The sequence below is a fragment of the Sediminibacterium sp. FW305-C-49 genome (assembly GCF_058231085.1).
Window position 1 is genome coordinate 603,197 of the sequence record NZ_JBIQXS010000001.1, and the last position, 21,053, is coordinate 624,249.

At 41.3% G+C, this 21,053-nt stretch carries 18 protein-coding genes; 11 read left to right on the forward strand and 7 right to left on the reverse strand.

Going from position 1 to position 21,053, the window contains the following annotated elements; translation table 11 throughout:
• Positions 1-59: 59 nt before the first annotated feature.
• The 5 genes from tig to ACH3Z1_RS02550 all read left to right on the forward strand — a co-directional run bounded on the left by tig (position 60) and on the right by ACH3Z1_RS02550 (position 4,765).
• Complete coding sequence (tig, locus tag ACH3Z1_RS02530) at positions 60-1,421, forward strand: trigger factor (protein WP_490820265.1); 1,362 nt, start codon at positions 60-62, stop codon at positions 1,419-1,421.
• Between the two features lie 216 nt (positions 1,422-1,637).
• The gene (locus ACH3Z1_RS02535) at positions 1,638-2,330 is read left to right on the forward strand and encodes a ClpP family protease (protein WP_490820266.1); all 693 of its coding nucleotides are present in this window, start codon (positions 1,638-1,640) and stop codon (positions 2,328-2,330) included.
• Positions 2,331-2,428: 98 nt separating this feature from the next.
• Positions 2,429-3,061 carry a ClpP family protease gene (locus tag ACH3Z1_RS02540; RefSeq protein ID WP_490820267.1) on the forward strand — a complete coding sequence of 211 codons (633 nt, stop codon included), beginning with the start codon at positions 2,429-2,431 and terminating at the stop codon, positions 3,059-3,061.
• A 120-nt stretch (positions 3,062-3,181) separates the two neighbouring features.
• Positions 3,182-4,423, forward strand: a complete 1,242-nt coding sequence (gene clpX / locus ACH3Z1_RS02545; protein ID WP_490820268.1) for an ATP-dependent Clp protease ATP-binding subunit ClpX — start codon at positions 3,182-3,184, stop codon at positions 4,421-4,423.
• Between the two features lie 180 nt (positions 4,424-4,603).
• Positions 4,604-4,765, forward strand: coding sequence for a hypothetical protein (locus ACH3Z1_RS02550; protein WP_295201411.1), 162 nt, complete (start codon positions 4,604-4,606; stop codon positions 4,763-4,765).
• An 85-nt stretch (positions 4,766-4,850) separates the two neighbouring features.
• Here ACH3Z1_RS02550 and ACH3Z1_RS02555 read toward each other — a convergent pair whose 3' ends face one another.
• Together ACH3Z1_RS02555 and ACH3Z1_RS02560 are read right to left on the reverse strand one after the other, a co-directional pair.
• Positions 4,851-5,183 (reverse strand): MmcQ/YjbR family DNA-binding protein, encoded by a 333-nt coding sequence (locus ACH3Z1_RS02555; RefSeq protein ID WP_490820269.1) that lies wholly within the window; start codon positions 5,181-5,183, stop codon positions 4,851-4,853.
• Between the two features lie 74 nt (positions 5,184-5,257).
• Entirely contained in the window at positions 5,258-7,156 is a 1,899-nt protein-coding gene (locus ACH3Z1_RS02560) for a 2-oxoacid:acceptor oxidoreductase subunit alpha (protein ID WP_490820270.1), read from the reverse strand.
• A gap of 216 nt (positions 7,157-7,372) precedes the next feature.
• On the opposite strand from ACH3Z1_RS02560, the gene ACH3Z1_RS02565 reads away from it, so the two are divergent.
• The 3 genes from ACH3Z1_RS02565 to ACH3Z1_RS02575 all read left to right on the forward strand — a co-directional run bounded on the left by ACH3Z1_RS02565 (position 7,373) and on the right by ACH3Z1_RS02575 (position 12,487).
• Positions 7,373-9,526 carry a hypothetical protein gene (locus ACH3Z1_RS02565; RefSeq protein WP_490820271.1) on the forward strand — a complete coding sequence of 718 codons (2,154 nt, stop codon included), beginning with the start codon at positions 7,373-7,375 and terminating at the stop codon, positions 9,524-9,526.
• Between the two features lie 52 nt (positions 9,527-9,578).
• Positions 9,579-10,346 (forward strand): Bax inhibitor-1/YccA family protein, encoded by a 768-nt coding sequence (locus ACH3Z1_RS02570; RefSeq protein WP_490820272.1) that lies wholly within the window; start codon positions 9,579-9,581, stop codon positions 10,344-10,346.
• A gap of 107 nt (positions 10,347-10,453) precedes the next feature.
• Positions 10,454-12,487, forward strand: coding sequence for an alpha-ketoacid dehydrogenase subunit alpha/beta (locus ACH3Z1_RS02575; RefSeq protein ID WP_490820273.1), 2,034 nt, complete (start codon positions 10,454-10,456; stop codon positions 12,485-12,487).
• Positions 12,488-12,590: 103 nt separating this feature from the next.
• Here the strand turns inward: ACH3Z1_RS02575 and ACH3Z1_RS02580 are convergent, their stop codons facing one another.
• Both ACH3Z1_RS02580 and ACH3Z1_RS02585 read right to left on the reverse strand, forming a co-directional pair.
• Positions 12,591-13,349, reverse strand: a complete 759-nt coding sequence (locus tag ACH3Z1_RS02580) for an SIMPL domain-containing protein (RefSeq protein ID WP_490820274.1) — start codon at positions 13,347-13,349, stop codon at positions 12,591-12,593.
• Between the two features lie 78 nt (positions 13,350-13,427).
• A complete protein-coding gene (locus ACH3Z1_RS02585) occupies positions 13,428-13,970 on the reverse strand; it encodes a cupin domain-containing protein (RefSeq protein WP_490820275.1) in 543 nt (180 codons plus the stop codon).
• A 98-nt stretch (positions 13,971-14,068) separates the two neighbouring features.
• On the opposite strand from ACH3Z1_RS02585, the gene ACH3Z1_RS02590 reads away from it, so the two are divergent.
• The 3 genes from ACH3Z1_RS02590 (at position 14,069) to ACH3Z1_RS02600 (ending at position 17,588) form a co-directional block, all read left to right on the forward strand.
• Positions 14,069-15,607, forward strand: coding sequence for a serine hydrolase domain-containing protein (locus tag ACH3Z1_RS02590; protein ID WP_490820276.1), 1,539 nt, complete (start codon positions 14,069-14,071; stop codon positions 15,605-15,607).
• 204 nt (positions 15,608-15,811) lie between these two features.
• Positions 15,812-17,032 (forward strand): porin, encoded by a 1,221-nt coding sequence (locus ACH3Z1_RS02595; RefSeq protein ID WP_490820277.1) that lies wholly within the window; start codon positions 15,812-15,814, stop codon positions 17,030-17,032.
• A gap of 139 nt (positions 17,033-17,171) precedes the next feature.
• Entirely contained in the window at positions 17,172-17,588 is a 417-nt protein-coding gene (locus tag ACH3Z1_RS02600; RefSeq protein ID WP_490820279.1) for a DUF1801 domain-containing protein, read from the forward strand.
• Between the two features lie 4 nt (positions 17,589-17,592).
• On the opposite strand, the gene ACH3Z1_RS02605 is transcribed toward ACH3Z1_RS02600, so the two are convergent.
• The 3 genes from ACH3Z1_RS02605 to ACH3Z1_RS02615 form a co-directional block, all read right to left on the reverse strand.
• Positions 17,593-18,021, reverse strand: coding sequence for a hypothetical protein (locus ACH3Z1_RS02605; RefSeq protein WP_490820280.1), 429 nt, complete (start codon positions 18,019-18,021; stop codon positions 17,593-17,595).
• A gap of 23 nt (positions 18,022-18,044) precedes the next feature.
• Positions 18,045-19,223 (reverse strand): dipeptidase, encoded by a 1,179-nt coding sequence (locus ACH3Z1_RS02610; protein ID WP_490820281.1) that lies wholly within the window; start codon positions 19,221-19,223, stop codon positions 18,045-18,047.
• A 104-nt stretch (positions 19,224-19,327) separates the two neighbouring features.
• Positions 19,328-20,887 carry an N-acyl-D-amino-acid deacylase family protein gene (locus ACH3Z1_RS02615; RefSeq protein ID WP_490820283.1) on the reverse strand — a complete coding sequence of 520 codons (1,560 nt, stop codon included), beginning with the start codon at positions 20,885-20,887 and terminating at the stop codon, positions 19,328-19,330.
• Positions 20,888-21,053: the final 166 nt, after the last annotated feature.

A 21,053-nucleotide genomic window follows, 5' to 3' on the forward strand; every position in this document is an offset into this window, starting at 1 on the left:
GAACGCTACCAAGATAGTGTTTGAGGATGAACAGATAAAATATCAATAAAAAATACATCATGGCCACCGTTACCAGAGAGAACATTGGATTACTGACCGACAAATTGACCGTTACCCTGAATAAAGAAGATTATTTATCGGGTTTTGAAGACAGCCTGAAGAAATATGCCAAGAACGCTAATATTCCAGGCTTCAGAAAAGGCATGGTTCCTGCTGGTCTGGTGAAGAAAATGTATGGCCAGAGTGTTTTTACGGATGAGGTATTACGCACCATCGAGAAAGAACTGAATAGCTACCTTACCAAGGAAGAACTCGACATTTTTGCACAGCCCCTGCCATTGGATAATGATGCCCGTGCACTGGATATGAACAACCCGGCTGATGTAAGTTTTGCCTTTGAAATCGGTCTGAAACCAAGTTTCGATATCGACACCAAGAAAATCAAAGTAACCCGTTATGTGATTGATGTAACAGATGAAATGGTCAACCAGGAAATCGAAAGGTTACAGGTACGTAATGGCAAGATGACCGAACCCGAAGCTGTTACCGGTGACGACAATGTGCTCAATGTAAAATTTGTTGAAAGCGATAAGGATGGTAATGAAATAGAAGGCGGTATCAGCAAGGATAATTCATTACTGGTAAAATATTTTGAAGAGAAATTCCGTAAAAAACTGATCGGAAAGAAAAACGACGATACCGTTGTATTGCAACTGGACAAAGCATTTGAAGACAAAGAAAAAGAAGCCATTCTTGCCGATTTGGGTTTAACTGCCGAAGATGGTAGCCGTTATTTCAAATTATTGATTACCAAAGTGGGACTGGTTGAAAAAGCAGAACTGAATGCTGAACTTTTTGCATCGGTATACCCTAATGCAGAAATTACTACTGAAGAAGCTTTCCGTGCAGAAGTAAAAAAAGAAATCGAAAATTATTACGCGCAACAATCACGCAACCAGATACATGATCAGATTTATCATCATCTGGTAGATCATACCAGCATGGATTTTCCTGAGAGCTTCCTGAAACGCTGGTTACAAACCGGTGGTGAAAAACCAAAATCTGCAGAAGAAGCAGAAAAAGAATACCCCAGCTTTGCCAGTCAGTTAAAATGGACACTGGTGAGCAGCAAACTCGCTACAGATAACAAAATTGAAGTAGCGCCTGATGATATCCGTGAGTTCGCCAAACAACAACTGTTTAGCTATATGGGCGGTCAGTTAGGTGCTCTGGGCGATAACCAGCAGTGGGTGGATGATTATACAAACCGTATGATGCAGGACAGGAAATTTGTGGAAGATAGCTATCACCGCATCAGCACAGAGAAACTCTTTGCTTTGCTGGAGAACCAGGTAACAGCCAAAGATGAAAGCATCAGCGCAGAAGCATTTGCAGAAAAACTGCATCACCACCACCACTAGGAGGAGAATTTGAGGATGTCGGATGGCAGATGTCTGATTTAAAATATGGCCGGATGCGATGCATCCGGCTTTTTTATGCCAAATCCGACATCAGACATCTGCCATCCTCCATTTCCTCCTGTCTTGTTGTCGTAAAAAGACCTTTGCACAGTATTTGAACATAGATTCACCTGTGAAATTGCAAATCACTTATCTTCAAAGCGAAAATTGAAACATATGAATTTTGGAAAAGAGTTTGAGCAGTATGCTATAAAACACAGGGGCATCAGCAGTGCTACCCTGCACAATTATCAGCACCACCAGGATGTAACCAACCTTACTCCCTATATCATTGAAGAAAGACCCCTGAATGTAGCCAGTATGGATGTATTCAGCCGTCTGATGATGGATCGTATCATTTTCCTGGGTGAAGGTATCAACGACTACGTGGCCAATATTGTAACCGCTCAGTTATTGTTCCTTGAGAGTACCGACAGAACCCGCGATATCCAGATGTATATTAATAGCCCGGGGGGCAGTGTATATGCAGGTCTGGGTATTTACGATACTATGCAGTTTATTGGTCCAGATGTAGCCACCATCTGTACAGGTATGGCTGCCAGTATGGGTCAGATTTTATTATGTGCGGGTGTGAAAGGAAAAAGAACCGCCCTTAAACACAGTCGTGTGATGATGCACCAACCCAGTGGCGCCATTGGCGGACAGGCAACTGATATTGAAATCACGGCAAGAGAAATTAAAAAACTGAAACAGGAACTGTATTCTATTACGGCCTATCATACAGGAAAAGAAACGGAAACCATTGCCAAAGACAGTGACCGCGATTTCTGGATGACCGCACAGGAAGCCAAGGAGTATGGTCTTGTAGATGAAGTGCTGTTAACCAATCCGAGAAAGGAAAAGAAATAAGAGAAAAAAGATTCAAGGCACAAGAGACAGGATACAAGAATGAAAGGCCACAGGCCCACACATTTTCAAATTTTCAAATCTCCAAATTTTCAAATTAAATGATACACTCAAAATACATCAACCCCTATCTCATGGAAGATGAGGAAGAGAATGAACCAAAAGATGATAAACAGGAACAGACAGGTTTCATGCTGAAGAAAATGGAGAAACTGTTCTTCGAAAAAAGAGCCGTTTATCTCTGGGGACCCGTTGAAGACAAATCTGCCCGCGATGTGGTAAGCAAACTTTTATTGCTCGATGCAGATAAACCCGGTGAAGAAATCAAATTCTATATCAATAGTCCGGGTGGTGTAGTAACCAGCGGTATGGTGATTTACGATACCATTCAAATGATTCAAAGTCCGGTAAGCACCATCTGTATGGGACTGGCTGCAAGTATGGGATCAATTTTGCTGAGTGCCGGAACCAAAGGAAAACGTTTTATCTACCCACATGCTGAAGTGATGATTCATCAGCCAAGTATTGGTGGTTATTTTCAGGCTACCAGTGCCGATATTGAAATTCATGCTGAACAGATCCGTAAAACCAAAGAACTGGGTGCCAGAATACTGGCTGAAAACTGTGGTAAAACAGTAGAACAGATCATGAAAGACTTTGACCGCGATTACTGGATGAATGCAACAGAAGCTGTTGAATATGGCATTGTAGACGGTATTTTATCCAAAATATAGCCCGTTCAACCCATTTTTACCGATTTAAGCCCCGTTTGGTAGTCTGAACGGGGTTAACTTTGCAACATAAGTATCAAAATTCGTGTCTTGGTCTATAAAGGCTAAGTACACATTCATTGTATGGCAAAAGCGAATCATTTACATTGTTCTTTCTGCGGCAGAAACCGTGATGAGGTGAAGATCCTGATCGCCGGACAGGAAGGGCATATCTGTGAGAATTGTGTAGAGCATGCACAGGAGATTATTGTTCAGGAACTCAACAGCAAATCGGATACGGCCAATGGCGGTTCAGGTTTTAAACTCAATGTGCGCAAACCCGCCGAAATCAAAAAATTCCTGGATGAATATGTTATCGGACAGGATGATGCCAAAAAGGTGTTATCAGTAGCTGTATATAATCACTTTAAACGGGTAACACAGAAACAGCAGCCCGATGATATTGAAATTGAAAAAAGCAATATCATCATGGTGGGTGAAACCGGTACCGGTAAAACCCTGCTGGCAAAAACCATCGCCCGTTTACTCAATGTACCATTTGCCATTGTAGATGCTACCGTATTTACAGAAGCAGGTTATGTGGGGGAAGATGTTGAAAGTATGCTTACCCGTTTACTACAAAACTGTAATTACGATGTGGCGGCAGCAGAACGTGGTATTGTATATGTAGATGAACTTGATAAAATTGCACGTAAAGGCGATAACCCTTCCATCACCCGTGATGTAAGTGGAGAAGGCGTACAACAGGGGTTACTGAAAATGCTCGAAGGAACAGAAGTATTGGTACCACCCCAGGGCGGAAGAAAGCATCCGGAACAAAAGATGATCAAGGTTGATACCAAAAATATTCTCTTTATCTGTGGGGGTGCTTTTGATGGTATCGATAAAGTAATCGCCAGAAGAGTCAACACCAATGCTATTGGCTTCAGTGTAAATAAAGAGGAACAGGAAATGCAGCGTAAGAACCTGCTACAATTTATCAATGCACAGGATCTGAAAAGCTTTGGTCTTATACCCGAACTGTTGGGCCGTTTGCCAGTTGTAACACACCTGAATCCGCTGGACCAGGAAACATTGAGAAGCATCCTGACAGAACCCAAAAACTCACTCATCAAACAATACAACCGTTTATTTGAAATGGAAGGTATTGAACTGGTGATCGACAAAGAAGTACTCGACTTTATGGTATCCAAAGCATTGGAATACAAACTGGGCGCCCGTGGTCTGCGCAGCATCTGCGAAAGTATTCTTACCGATGCCATGTTTGAATTACCTGGTACCGATGCCAAACAACTGCATGTAACAAAAACCTATGCAGAGAAAATGTTTAACAAGAGCAAACTGAGTGCACTCAAAGTAGCCTAGACAACTGAGGAACAGAGGAATAAGGAATATTAAAGGGAAGAAATAATCGGGCGATGGGAATAACTTCTCATCGCTTTTTTGTTAGGAGGATTTAATTTGCGGGAGAGAAGTCCGAAAGTCCGACTGACTACTGACTACTCACTATTGACCATTGACCATTCACCATTCACGCAAAGCAACATGAACGAACTCATTCAAAGATTAACTGCAGAAGCAGGTCTTACACCCGAACAGGCACAGAAAGCAGTGGCCACCATTGCAGGTTTTGTAAAAGAAAAATTCCCGATGCTGGGTGGGGCAGTAGATCAGATTTTCTCTGCCGGCGCTAAAGAGGAGGAATAATAAATTGTAACACCATTTTGTGTTTTTCTGTGCTTTCATTGGCAACTGTATTTTGCCACTGAAAGCACAGGGAGAGCACTGAAGTTTATTGCTTTTTCTTTTTTCCTACGAGTTGATAGGAATGATCGATCATCTCTTTTAACTGACGGGTTGATAAGATGCCATCTACTACAATGGTATTCCAGTGTTTTTTATTCATGTGATAACCGGGTAATACCGATTGCGGGAATTCTTCTCTTAATTCTACAGCTCTGTCGGGATCACATTTTACATTAAACTGTACGGTTTCATAATCAAGCCCAACCAGGAAAAACATTTTTCCGTTGATCTTATACACAAGCGTGTCTGGCCCGAAAGGAGTGGTTTCTTCCACATCGGAAAGAGATAGTACGTAGTTACGAAGATCTTCAATATGCATGAGGACAAATCAAAATAAAAAAGTCAACATTCAACACCTGATCTTGCTTTGAATTTTGACTTTTGATTTTTGAACTATTTCTTTATCAGCTCCTTCACCGCAGTAATCAACTCGCCTTTGGTAATGGGTATACCCATGATTTTATTGTATCCTTTGGCATCTACCAGGTATTGGTCGCGGATAATTTTAATGAGTTGTCCGTTATTGATTTCAGGAATGAGTACATGTTCAAAATTACCAATGATTTCTCCCAGATTCTTAGGGAATGGTCTGAGGTAACGGATATGTGCATGACTCACTTCAATGCCTTCTGCCAATAATTCATGAACGGCACTTTTAATGGCTCCATAAGTAGAGCCCCAGCCCAGTATCAATACTTTACCTTTTTCAGGTCCGTTGTCCAGTGTTTGCAAGGGAATATAATCTGCAATTTTATCTACTTTGGCCTGGCGCGTTTTCACCATGTGCTGGTGATTCTCAGGTTCATAGTTGACATTACCGGTAACATCCTGTTTTTCAAGACCACCAATACGATGTTCAAGTCCCGGGGTACCAGGTACTGCCCATGGACGCACCAGTTTTTCATCGCGCTTATAAGGCATGAATTTTTCTTCCCCTTCAGCCAGTCCTTTTTTAAACTCCACTTTTATCGGTTGCAGATCGGCTGATGATGGAAATTTCCATGGCTCTGCACCATTGGCAATATAACCGTCACTCAGTAAAATGACAGGTGTCATATGTTGTACAGCAATACGTACGGCTTCATAAGCTACATCAAAACAATCGCTTGGTGTAGAAGAAGCAATAACAGGCATTGGACATTCGCCGTTTCTTCCATAATAAGCCTGTAACAGATCACTTTGTTCTGTCTTGGTAGGTAAGCCTGTTGAGGGTCCTCCACGCTGAATATTAATGATGAGCAGGGGTATTTCGAGCATTACCGCCAAACCCATGGCTTCTGTTTTCAATGCCATACCAGGGCCTGATGTGGTGGTAACACCCAACGAACCTCCATAGCTGGCGCCAATAGCAGAGGTAATGCCAGCAATTTCATCTTCTGCCTGGAAAGTGCGGATACCGAATGCTTTATGCTTACTCAGTTCATGCAGAATATCTGATGCAGGCGTAATGGGGTATGTTCCCAAGAAAATAGGTAGGCCGCTTTTATCACTTGCAGCAATCAAACCCATTGATAATGCCTGATTCCCCATGATACTACGGTATACACCGGGATTCATTTTAGCCTTCTCTACTTTATAGCGTGTGGTAAACGATTCAGTAGTATCGCCATAATGATAACCAGCCTGTAATACCTTGATATTACTCTGCAGGATCACATCTTTTTTTCCGAATTTTTCTTTGAGGAAGTCGATGGTATTATCAAGACTGCGATTGTACATCCAGTACAGAAGTCCTAATACAAACATATTCTTCGCACGATCCCTTTCTTTTGTACCGAGTTCCGTGAACTCTTTCAGCGCTTCACGGGTAAGTTTGGTAACATCCACCTTCGTCAGTTCATACCCGTCAAGGCTCCCATCTTCCAGTGGGTTCACTCCATCGGGATAATTAGCAAGACGGAGGTTTTTGGCATCAAAACCATCAATATTGGCGATGATTTTCCCGCCGGGTTTAATGCTCTTGAGGTTTACTTTGAGTGCTGCTGCATTCATGGCCACCAATACATCACAAAGATCACCAGGTGTAAATACCCGGTCGCTGGAGAAGCGCAACTGGAACCCACTCACGCCGGGCAAAGTACCAATCGGAGCGCGTATTTCAGCTGGAAAATCCGGAAATGTAGCCAGATCAATACCCAGCAACGCTGTATTATTGGTGAACTGCTGACCCGTCAATTGCATACCATCACCACTGTCACCTGCAAACTTGATCACCACATCTTGTAGAAGCGTTTCTTTTCTTTCCATCCAAACATTCTTTAAAACGAAGTTAGCAATATTGTAGCTGCCCATCAGCAGATTTGCGAAATTCGAAAGGGAAATACCCTAATGATGCAAACCATTTATATTTATTAAATTTATTATAAATCGACTTTTGCGATGATTAGAATATTGTCTTTTTGTCTTCTTTTGGGGTTTTCCAGCTTAATCTATGGACAAGAAAGAATTCACCTGCAGTATAATCAGGAAAAATACGCCCCGGGTGACACTATCTGGTTTAAGGCTTTTTTGAGAAAAGGAGATAGACCCTCTTTTACCAGTCATAACTTATACGTTCAATTACAGGATATAGACGGCCGCCGGATACTTGAAAATAAAATTCCTGTTATCGGGGCTACGGCTACGGGTCATTTTGTTATACCAGACAGTTTACGCAACCCATGGTATGTGATCAGGGCATTTACGCCTGAAACCATTGTATATGACGAGCCCTTTATTTATAAGCATCTTTTGCAATTAGGAAATTATATGGAAAAGAATGAACACCTGATATGTTCAGTAAAGCCGGAAGCTGGTCTGTTCCCTGAAAATATACCAACACGCTTTTTTGTAAAAACGCTTACCGAAAAAGGTAAGCCGGTTGCCATAACCGGAACTATCAGAGATCGGTTAGGCAATCAGATTATAGCTTTTCAAACCAAAAATTCTGGTACCACTTCATTTGTTTTGACTTCAAAACCCGGCGAACAGTATGATGTATTTTACAGGTATGCCGATAAAGATTATTCAATCCCCCTTCCAGTAGCAGACTCAATGGGTATAGGATTGGAAATTATTAAAAAAAGCAGTGGCTACAGATTTGTCATTAAACGTACAACACAAAGAGCCGCTGATACCGAACAAATACAATTATCGGTTAAACATCAGGACAATCCTTCTTTTTTTAAAGAGTATACGCTTACTAAAGAGAAAAATTTTGAAATACTGTTTAATCTGCCTTCATCGAGTACTGGTTTTTATGAGTTTATTCTGGAAAACAAACAGGGCGAACTAATAGGCAGTCGGCTGCTGATACATGAACCGGAGAAGTTGCTATCGCCCGTATCTTTAGACACTCTTTCCGTTTCCTTGCAACCAAGGAGTTTAAATCGGTTTCATCTTCGCTTCCCTGATACATTGCCACGTACTTATGCTGTTTCTGTTACCGCAATTGAAGCAGACAGAGCAGTTCATACTCCTGATCCCATTTTTTTCAATATGCTTATTCCGGGAAATTTTCTGGAAGATTTGTCCGGGCTTGGTTATCCTTTTGGAAAATTGATGCAAACACAGATCAATGAAGAAGAATTAAATGAAGTATTGGCATTCTATCATTATAAAAGTTTTTCTCAAACCAAAGCACCTTTACATGACCCTTATTTGATTCGTCTTTCAGGAACAGTATTTCAATCTAAAACAAAAGAAGTTGTACGAGGTGGGCGGTTATCTATTTGGTTAATGAACGACAGAAAACAATTGTTCCTTGAATCGCCAGTTGATGAGGAGGGAAAATTTGCTGTTGATTCCATTGTTTTTTTTGGTGATGCTAAGGTTTATTATACCTACACAAACAGCAAGGGCCGCATACAAGATGTTTCCCTCATAAGAGATACTGTTGCAAGAGATACATTATTCGACCGGTCTCCAGATTATCGTCACTGGTTTACAAAATTAATTGATACCAGTAAACTATACATGCGTGAAACTACAGCCAGTGAGTCGGGCACTACTTTAGCTGCTGTTACCGTATTCAGTAAAATAAAACTTCCTCCTTTGGTTGAAAAATATGTTAGCGAAAGGTTTCGATACGACGGAACCAGTATTTTCGATATGTCCAAAACAAATACAGTGGCTTCACCACTCGATCTTATACTCACCAGAATTCCCGGCATTATTCTCGAAAGAGGCTCATTTGGCATACCTGGCAGGTTGAAAACCAAAACCTATTATGGATTTAACACTGCACAGTGGGAACTCGATATATTTATTGATGAAAGAAGAGCTACCGTTGAAGAGGTAGAGACCTTACAAACACAGGAAATTGCATTGATGCGCTATGTAAAAACCGGTTTCCCGGTTGGTGCTGTATTTATATACCTGAAAAAAGCAGACGAAAGACGTGTAAACATACCTGCTGCTGCCAACTTTTTTTCACTCAAAGGATATTCCCCTTTACTCAATTTCAGGAAAGTAGATTATGCATTAATAAACAACCACTCCAATAGTACTGATAATCGTACCACTTGGTTATGGAATTCAGGCATATATCTCGGGCAACCCAGTGATGATCAATTGATTGAATTTTATACCAATGAATCAGCCCGCGGATATCAGTTGATTATTGAGGGATTAGACATTCACGGACGTATGTTCAGAAAACTCGTGCAGTTTAACAAACAGTAAGACTAACCATAAACATTATAAATTGTATATTTGAACAAGAAAATATAAAAACATGGCCTTATTCAAATCGGGTAACCCTACCCTTACAGAGAAGATGTTCAACAAAAGCCTGCACAGCGAAGCTGCTGCTCAGGGAGTGATGAGTGTTAGAGGTACCATCAATAAATTTGGTTTTCTGATGCTGATGGTAATTGGCTCAGCTTCCTATACCTGGTATTTATTTGAACAACTGAACCAGGGTCTGATGACCACCCTGATGATTGTAGGTGCTATCGGCGGTTTAATCACTGGTCTTGTCATTGCATTTAAACCCAACTGGGCACAATACGCCGCACCTGCTTATGGTATTTTACAGGGATTCTTTATTGGTGGTATATCAGCCATCCTGAATGATGCATTTGCCGATCAATATCCTGGTCTGGTAATGCAGGCAGTAGGCTTAACTTTTGGTGTAGCCATCTCTATGTTCCTGTTATACAATTTCAGGATCATTAAACCAACACAACGCTTTAAATCTATCATCATATCTGCTACTGTTGGTATTGCTGTTTTTTACCTGATCACGATGGTATTAAGATTGTTTGGCGTGAACATCAGCTTTATGTACGACAGCAGCTGGTTGAGCATTGGTATCAGCCTGTTCATCGTCATCATCGCTGCACTCAACCTGATCCTCGACTTCGAAATGATTGAACAGGGTTCAGAAATGGGTGCACCCAAATTCATGGAATGGTATGGTGCATTCGGACTGATGGTAACCATCATCTGGTTGTATATTGAAATATTAAAACTATTGAGCAAACTCGGCAGCAGGGATTAATACCAGCGCCGCTACTTTTTGAAAAAACCATTCGCCTAAAGCGGATGGTTTTTTATTCCCGGTATTACTGCAATACAAGTATCTTAGTCATTGAATAAATTTCTATCATGCAATTCGACAGATCCAAGCTGACTGATCCTGAACTGGTATTTATTTACAGAAGCATTTTACTACCCCGGATGATTGAGGAAAAAATGCTGGTTTTATTACGTCAGGGAAAAATCAGTAAATGGTTCAGCGGTATTGGACAGGAAGCCATTGCCGTGGGAAGTACACTCGCTTTGCAGAAAGACGAATGGGTAATGCCATTGCATCGTAATCTTGGTGTGTTTACCACGAGACAGATGGGACTGGAGAAATTATTCAAACAATGGCAGGGTAATAAAGACGGGTACAGTAAGGGCCGTGAGCGCAGTTTTCATTTTGGCAGTAAACCACATTATATCTGTGGTATGATTTCTCACCTCGGACCACAACTGGCATTAGCCGATGGAGTGGCACTGGCTTATAAACTCAAACAGGAAAACAAAGTATCACTTGCCTATTCAGGTGATGGAGGAACGAGTGAGGGCGATTTTCATGAAGCACTCAATGTAGCTGCTGTTTGGGAGCTACCTGTCATTTTTGTGATTGAAAACAATGGCTACGGATTGAGTACACCTGTGAACGAACAATACCGTTGCGAAAGCCTGGTAGACAAAGCAAAGGGTTATGGTATGGAAGGTATTCGCATTGATGGTAATAATATTCTAGAAGTATACGATACCATTCGCGGTGTACGCGATTACTGTATCAACAATCAGAAACCCTATCTTATTGAATGTATGACCTTCCGTATGAGAGGTCATGAAGAAGCCAGTGGCACCAAATATGTTCCACAGGAATTATTTGAAGAATGGGGTAAGAAAGATCCGGTAAAAAATTATGAACAGTTTCTGGTTGCAGAAGGCGCATTAAATGAAATGCAGGTAGCAGATATCAGACATGAATTCAAAGAATACATAGAAACAGAACTCAAAGCTGCATTTGAAGCCGAACCGATTGTGCCGGATACAGCAGAAGAACTGGCAGATGTTTATGCGAAGAAGACCATGGTCAATAGTCAATGGGCAATGGTGAATATTGAAGAGCCCATTCACGATTCACCATTGACTATTGACGGCAATCCGGTTGCCATTCATGAAAAACGTTTCATCGACGCCCTACAAGACGGCCTCCGCCAGAGCATGGAACAACATGAGCACCTGATTCTCATGGGACAGGATATTGCCGAATATGGTGGCGCCTTCAAAATAACCGAAGGTTTTGTAGAACAGTTTGGCAAACACCGCGTTCGTAATACACCTTTATGCGAAAGTGCTATTGTAGGTACTGCACTGGGATTAAGTCTTGAAGGTTTTAAGAGCATGATGGAAATGCAGTTTGCTGATTTTGTGAGTGTGGGTTTTAACCAGATCGTTAATAACCTTGCGAAAATTCATTACCGATGGGGACAAAATGCGGATGTAGTGATTCGTATGCCAACAGGCGGTGGTGTGGGTGCGGGCCCCTTTCATTCACAAAGTAATGAAGCCTGGTTTACACATGTGCCGGGGCTGAAAGTGGTATATCCATCTAATCCGCAGGATGCAAAGGGTTTGATGATTGCTGCTATCAACGACCCTAACCCCGTACTATTTTTTGAGCACAAAGCATTGTACAGAAGTGTAAGTGGAATGGTACCCGATATCTATTATGAAACACCCATTGGTAAAGCCGTTGTTACCAAAGCGGGTACAGATATAACTGTGATTACTTATGGTGCTGGTGTTCACTGGGCATTAACTTATCAGGAACAACATCCGGATATTTCATTACATATCCTCGACCTCAGAACATTATTACCATTGGATGATGACGCTATTCGTGAAGCCGTTGCAACAACCGGTAAAGTATTAATATTACATGAAGACACATTAACCGGCGGTATTGGTGGTGAAGTGAGTGCCTGGATCAGTGAACATTGTTTTGAATTATTAGATGCCCCGGTAATGCGATGCGCCTCACTAGATACTCCGGTTCCTTTTAACCTCGATTTGGAGAAAAATTTTATGGCAAAGAACAGGCTGGATGAATATATTCAAAAGCTGATCAATTATTAAGCACTTATCAAGCCTAAAGAATTTTAGTTGTCGTCATAAACTGATGAAGTGAATCAACCGGTTGTATTAAGGGTTGATTTTTTACTTTCCAGATAGTAAAAAATCAATCGAGCGTATAAGTAAGTCTAACTGTTATTCTTGCAGTTTTATACTTGCTGTATGTATCAAGGTTGCCGCCATAACTATCTTCTTCTATGGAGCCTTTACCTGTGATTTGAAAAACACCCATGGAAGCATCTTTCAGTTTTCCGAGTTTTCCTTTGGCTGTAGTAACAATTTTCTCTGCTCTTTCACGGGCATCCTGGGATCCTTTTTCAATTAAGTTATGTTTGAGGCTGGGCAAATCCGAATAGGTGTATTGTATGCGACTCCCTTCAAACTCAATACCTGAGTTAATCAGTTCAGATGTCTGATCAACTACTGCTTCAATTTTCTTCATCAACTGCGGGTTTTTACGACTGGTGAATGCCACAGTTTGTGTAGCGATATACCCATCAAAGACCTGTTCGTTTTTTGTTATTTCCCCGTTTTGTTCAATCGTAATGGTTCTGTAAGATTTTTCAAAACTAACTCCTCCAAAAGTGAATTCAGTTGGCTGAAATCCTTTTGACAGAAAAAAAGATTTTACTTTCTCTCTGTCGGCATTAATCATATTGTAAGCATCTTTGGCCTGTTTTGCGCGGGCACTATAGCTGCCGGTCCATGAAATTTCATCAGACTCAAAATCCCGCGTTCCCAATCCAACTACTGAAATAGAATCCTGGGTAGCATTCCTGTTTTTAAAAGCCCCACCCAGTATCAGTGCAGTAATGATCACTGCAAGACCAATAATGGCTGGCTTAAGAAAGGGTTCGAATTTCATTTTTTTATTTTTATAATAGGTAAGATTGTCATATCAAGTAAAAGATGGTACAAAAAATAATTGATGACATTGTAACTGTCATTCATACCTAATATTCATCAATTTTCCGAGAAAGCCTAAAATCTTTACTGCAAAATCTGGTGGTTTGATGGCAATGATTTCATTTCTGTATTGACTCATCAGAACACCCAGGTATAATTTTGCCTTCAAACTCATGTTTAACGGTCTTGTTCTGTTATTGGTTACTTTATCCAGCACTTTACATACATCATCGAAATAGGCTTCCATTTTCAAAGCGGGCTGATGTGTATTATAAACGGTTACGATGGTATCAGTAGGATTTCTGAAAGCATGGGTTACCCCGGCAGGTACAGCTATTTTCTCCCCTTTTACTGCTCTTATCCATTTATCTTTTATAAAGAATTCCATTTCTCCACTAAGTATTTCATAGGTTTCAATCGCATTCGGATGTTGATGAAGCAGTGGATCTTTCATGTTACAACCGGGTGAGAGCTCCCAATGCAAATCCAGTGATTTCCCATTCGTTGAGTCACTATTTTGCAGAACAGTAAACCTCATTCCAAGGGGTGTCATATCAATGATTTTTGCAGATTCTTCCATATAGAAATTGTTTACATTCACAAATAGAAGGAACAATAGGTAATTCATAAAAAGTCTGGCTTTCATTGATTACCGATACACCATACAATTTACAACATATGAAAAAGATACTACCTTATTTTCTGTTGTTAAAATTATTGTGCGGGCCCTGTTTTGCCCAAATACCTCAATCATGGCAACCCCCTTTTTTTGTTGACTCAAACCGCCTGCAAAAAATACAACCCCTCTTCCCCATCATCGAACAACTCTATCGTTCTCACGCTGAAAAAAATCATTTCCCGGGTTACACATTTGGTATTGTGCTCGATGGCAAGCTGGTGTACTCAGGCATGGGAGGTTATGCAGAAATAAGTACAAAGCGACCGGTTACAGCCAATACCCAATTCCGTATTGCGTCTATGTCTAAAAGTTTTACGGCCATGGCCATTGTAAAACTGAGGGATGAGGGCAAACTCAGGTTAGATGATGCAGTTGAAAAATATATTCCTGAACTCAAAGCACAAAAATTAACCAAAGATGCACCCACCCTCACCATCCGCGATTTGTTAACGCATTCCGGTGGCTTTCCGCAGGATGATCCCTGGGGCGATCGTCAACTGGCAGATACGGAAGAAGCATTACTGGCACTGATAAAAAAGGGGCTCAACTTTTCGAATGTTACCGGCCTACAATACGAATACAGCAATCTTGGCTTTGCTATGCTGGGTTATATCATTCATAAAGCATCGGGTAAACCTTACAGCCAGTACATTGCCGAAAATATCTGGAAACCATTGGGCATGACAGAATCCGAATGGGAATACAGTAAAGTACCAGCCACTTCACTCGCCAAAGGTCATCGCTGGATGGATAACAACTGGAGAAATGAACCCCTTCTGCACGATGGTATTTATGGTGCCATGGGTGGCATGATTACTTCCCTTTCTTCTTTCAGCAAATACATGGCTTTACACATGCATGCATGGCCGGCTTCCAACGAAACAGAAACTGGTCCTGTAAAAAGAAGCAGCATCAGAGAAATGCAGCAGCCACAACGTTTCAGTTCGCTCAATTCACAGTACCGCTATCCCGATGGCAGACTCTGTCCCATGGTTACCGCCTATGGTTATGGCTTAAGATGGTCAAAAGACTGTGAGGGCAGAACCACAGTTGGACACAGTGGTGGTCTTCCGGGTTTTGGCAGCAACTGGGTTATGGCACCCGATTATGGAATTGGTGTGGTATTTTTTGCAAACGTTACTTATGCTTCTACAGCGGGTATGAATGCTCAGGTATTAGATACTTTAATCAGGGGAGCCGGATTAAAGCCAAGGGTCCTGCCGGCTTCAGATCTGCTGAAAGACGCTCAAACCCGTTTACTGGCATTATTACCCGATTGGAATAATGCAGGCAGTTCATCGCTGTTTGCCGATAATTTTTTTGATGATTACCCCATTGCCACTTTAAAAGAGGAGGCAAGAAAAATATTTGATGCGGCTGGTAAAATAGTACGCAAGGGAGAGATGATGCCCGAAAACCAGTTAAGAGGCACCTGCATACTTGAATGCGAGAAAGGCCGCATTCAGCTTTTCTTTACACTCACCCCTGAGAACCCAGCCAAAATACAGGAGTACCGGATCAGGGGATTAGGACTATGAGCTACGCGCTGTGAGCGATGAGATATTTGCATTATTTCGAATATAATTAAAGGGCAAAACACCCGAAAACTCATGGCTCGACGCTTACAGCTCATAGCTTGCACCATTATTAGAACACAAATGTTATCAAATCATTACCAAATGATTACTAAATCATTACTAAATAGTTAACGAATAATTTTGCCGGCGTCCAAAAGATGTTACATGACACGAATATGGATTTCGGCTTTACTGATACTGGCTTTACATTCTGGTTTTGCACAAACCATAAAAGACAGTGTCAAAACCAATGCTAAACCGGCGCCAGAAAAAAAATGGTTTGAAACCATTTCCATCAGAGGGTATGTACAGGCACGCTATAACAGACTGCTTGAAACCAATCCCAACCTGGGTAATGAGCAGGGCGACAGAAGCTGGGGTAAAAATGGCGGTTTCTTTTTACGTCGTACACGCATCATATTATTTGGGCAAATCAGTAAACAGGTCTATTTCTATATTCAACCCGATTTTGCCAGTTCAGCATCATCATCCGCATTACATTTTGGTCAATTAAGAGATGCGTATGTAGATGTGGGCGTGGATGCAAAAAATGAATTTCGCTTCAGGATCGGTCAGAGTAAAGTGCCTTATGGGTTTGAAAACATGCAATCGAGTCAGAACAGGATTCCATTAGACCGAAACGATGCATTAAACAGTGCTGTATCAAATGAACGGGATCTGGGTGTTTTTTTCTATTGGGCCCCTACTAAACAAAGGGAACTATTCTCCACTCTTGTTCGCGATGGTTTAAAAGGTTCTGGTGACTATGGCGTTTTTGCTTTTGGCGCCTACAATGGTCAAACAGCCAACAGACCCGAACAGAATGACCAGTTACATGTGGTTACCCGTTTTTCTTATCCTATGGCCATCGGCAACCAGATTATTGAGCCCGGTATCCAGGCTTATACAGGTAAATATGTTGTAACAAGAGAACAAACCAGTACCGGTGCTAAAATTAAACAGGACCGCAATTACCTTGACCAGCGTGTGGCGGGAACTTTTGTTTTGTACCCCAAGCCATTTGGCATACAGGCAGAATATACGATTGGTAAAGGGCCTGAATACAATACTGTAACAGATTCCATTGAAACAAAATCATTACATGGTGGATATGTTACGCTATCGTATATGATTAAAAATAATAAACAGCAAATCTTTATCCCTTTTGTACGCGGACAATATTACAATGGTGGTAAAAAACATGAACTCGATGCCCGGAGTTACCGTGTAAGAGAAGTAGAGATTGGCCTGGAATGGCAACCTGTTAAGCAATTTGAACTGGTAGCGATGTACACCATTTCATCCCGCAGGTATGAGGATTTTGCACTACAGAATAATTTGCAAAAAGGCAGTTTGCTTAGGTTACAGGCACAGTTTAACTTTTAAACTCCCCTTCTCTTTGTTTAAAATGTCTTGCATAGGACAACTCAGAAAATACACAACGGAAATAACAAAGAGAAAGGGAGAAAGGGAGTTTAATTACATAGTATGTAATCTTTAACTTTAGTTATCTAAAACTCTTACGATGGCTATTAAAACACAACCGGGTAATGAAGATGTTCTTGCATTTATCCATGAACAACCCGAACCCAAAAAATCAGACTGCATTTTATTGCATGATATGATGAAAGCCGTCACAGGTTTGTCTCCACAGGTATGGGGTGGGGCAATTATTGGCTTCGGAAGTTATGATTACCAGCAAAAAGGCGGCGTAAAAGGCACCTGGTTTTTAACTGGTTTTGCACCTCGCAAACAAAATATCAGTATTTATATCATGACCGGCTTCCCTCAACATGAAGACTTGTTGAAAAAACTTGGTCCGCACAAAACAGGTATGGGTTGTTTGTACATAAAAAAACTGTCCGATATTGATCAAACAGTTTTAAAAGAGATGATTCAGATTTCTTTTGAGCAGATGAAGTCAAAATACACGCAACCGTAATATACTATTGTTGACGCAAAGGCTTTCCTACTTCAATGGTACAATCATGACCAGGCTGCCCATGCGGTGGATTTAATTTTACAGCAGCTCCATTGGCAGGTGCCTGTTGCATTACAGGTGCATTTGTTGCTGGTGTCTGTAACTGAACAGGTGCAGGACCACCAGCATTGGCCGGCGAATTTAATGGCGCCCCCACAGAGATATCGCAACGATGCCCGGGCTGTCCATGTGGCGGATTTAATGCCACTGCCGTTTGTTGGGGTTGCATAGTCGATACCTTATTCGTATCAGCAACTGCCGGCGCTGAAGTGGCGACCGGCTGCAATGGCGGTGCAGATTGATTGAGTTGTACATTACCTTCTCCTTCACTGCTGTTACAGGCCACTAAGGCGGTAAACAGGGTTATACCTACCAGGTTTTTTATGTGCTTCATATTTTAAATATACGATTGTCTGTTCATTTTGAACTATTTGCCCGGAAGACCCTGAGAAAATTATCACCCAGTATTTTTCTGATGTCTTTTTTGGAATAACCTTTTTCGATTAAGGCTTTTGTAATCAGTGGGAAGCCCGTAACATCATCCAGTTGTTGTGGCGCAGAACTGATGCCATCAAAATCAGAACCCAATCCTACATGATCAACACCTACAAGTTTAACAATATAATCCAGGTGATCAAGTAAGAGTGAGAGTGGCGGGCGTAACGATTTTACTTCTTCAGGATATTTGGCAAACAGGTATTCTTCGGTAAAATAAGGCTCCGGATTAATGGCTTTCAAAGAATCTCTTTCCTGTTTGTGTGCCAGTAAAAAAGCGGTATTTCTTTTGCTGAATGTGCTGTCCAGGAAACCAGAGAAAAAATTCAGGTGAATCACTCCACCATTTTTTGCGATGGCTTTTATCTGGTCATCTTTCAGGTTCCTGAAAACAGGACACAACTGGTGCACGCAACTATGCGAAGTAATAACAGGTTTGGTGCTGATGTTGATGGCATCCCGGAATGTTTGTTCCCCAACATGAGAAAGATCAACGATCATTCCCAGTTCATTCATTCGCTTAACAATCTGTTCTCCCAAAACAGTTAATCCTTTCTTGCTGTTCGGTACCGTATTTCTTGTTTCATCCTGTGCAGAGCTTGCCCAACTGGTTGAGTTGTTCCAGGTAAGTGTCATATATCGTACACCTCTTTCAAACAACTGATCCAGGTATGACAGGCTATCTTCAATCATATGCCCACCTTCTACTCCCATCATCACTGCCAGTTTCTTTTTACGTACTGCTTTTTTCAGATCGGCGGGCGTTTTTGTAATCATCATGGCAGAGGGATTACGGTTCGCCCAGGCGTAGACAGAATCAATCTGTCTGTTGGCCCTTGCAAAACCTTTGCCTGCACCAAAAGTTCCATCGCACCAGATGGAGAAAACCTGTACATCAATACCCCCTTCTTTCATTCTTTTCAGATCGGAATGCGTAATGCCTTTCAGGTGTTGATCGAAACCAACTCCTTTTTCAATAGACTGGTTGGGGAAATCATTATGCGTATCTACAACAACAGCCCGTTGGTGCAGTTTTTTATATGGCTGTGCAGACAGCATAGCAGGCAATAAAAAGAGGAATAACAGCCTTAGTTTATGCATAATGAGATTTTATTTCAATTCTCTTTCTCCTTCCTCCTATTCATCATAGCTCCGGGTTTAAATCCGGAGCTATGATGAGCATAAAGAAATCGAGTGTCGTCTGATCATTGTTTTCTGATACTTACTCCGGCTCTAACACCTGTATGAACACCTTCACTCACTGTAATTTCTCCATTTACTAAAACATATTTAAACCCGGTTGAATACTGGTGTGGTTTTTCAAAACTGGACAGGTCTTTTACTTCCCGTTCATCAAACACAACAATATCTGCCGCATAGCTTTCTACCAATAATCCTCTTCCTTCTAGTTTAAATTTCGATGCGGGTAGAGATGTCATTCTTCTGATGGCTTCTTCCAGTGAGATTATTTTCTCTTCCCGTACATATTTCGATAATATCCTTGCATTGGTTCCATAACCCCGTGGATGCGGATTACCCTGTTTATAAATACGGATGCTGGCATCAGATGCAAACATATTAAACGGGTATTGCATAATCGATTTTACATCCTCTTCACTCATACCATGAAAAACCATTCCTGCGCCACCTTTTTCCATCATCTGTACAATCGTCTCAGCTTCATTCGCCGCGTCGGACGGGCGGCCCATGATCTTATTTACTTCTTCAATACTTTTTCCATTCAACAAAGTATCTGCTTCATAATAGGCAACAACCGGAAAACTAAAATGCTGTAATCCTCTTTTTGCCAGTCTTTCTAAAAGATGCTTTTTAACTTCCATTCTTATGGCGGGTTTAGCAAGCCTGACTTTAATAGAATCACGTCCATCTGCCAATACCCAGTCGGGCAGCAAGGTACTGAGTGATGTACTTGAGGCAGTATAAGGATATTGATCAATGGTTACATCCAATCCTTCCTGTCTTGCTTTGATAACCATGGGAATGGTTTCCTTACTTCTGCCCCAGTTCTGCTGACCACTCAATTTAAAATGCGATAACTGAACAGGTAATCCGGCTTCCCTTCCAATATGCAATGCTTCTTCAATTGCATAGGTTACACTATCACCTTCATCACGCATATGACTTGCATATACTCCATGGTATTTTGCAGCTACTTTCGCAAGTCGCAGCACTTCTGCTGTTTTTGAATAAGTGCCCGGAATATAGATCAGCCCTGTTGACATACCCACTGCACCATCTTTCATGGCTTTCTCCACAATGGCTTCCATCTGCAGCATTTCTTCTTCGGTAGGATCTCTTTTAACCGAACCCATCACAGCTTTACGAACATTGTTATGACCAATAAGCGCTGCTACATTAACGGATGTTTTCAGACTATCGATCATTTGTAAATACTTGCCAATGTCGGCATCAGATAACCCACAGTTTCCCGTAATAACAGTGGTTACGCCATCATAAATAAAATTACTGGCCTCAGGGTTCTTTTTCTCATCATCTTCAATATGGGTATGCACATCTATAAAACCGGGTGCCACTATCAATCCCTTTGCATCAATTACTTTGTTAGCGGTCCAGCCAGTCAGGTTTCCTTTTTTGATGATTCTGCCTTTGCTGATAGCTATATCGCCATAATACCAGGAATTACCTGTTCCATCGAGTATTTTACCCCCTTTGATCAGTATATCGGCCTGCTGACCATAAGCAGAAAAACAAAGAAAAAGAGTTCCAATAATCAGTAAACGCATAATAAAATATTATATACATCCCTGCTGCGGACTTACATCAGGAGCAGTGAAATGATTTGAAAGATACTGAATCTTAACAGACTGATTTACAGCAATCCATTAAACATATGTCTGATTTGATCACCAAAACTCAGGCTGAATGCTGTAATTTTGCAGTCCAATAAAA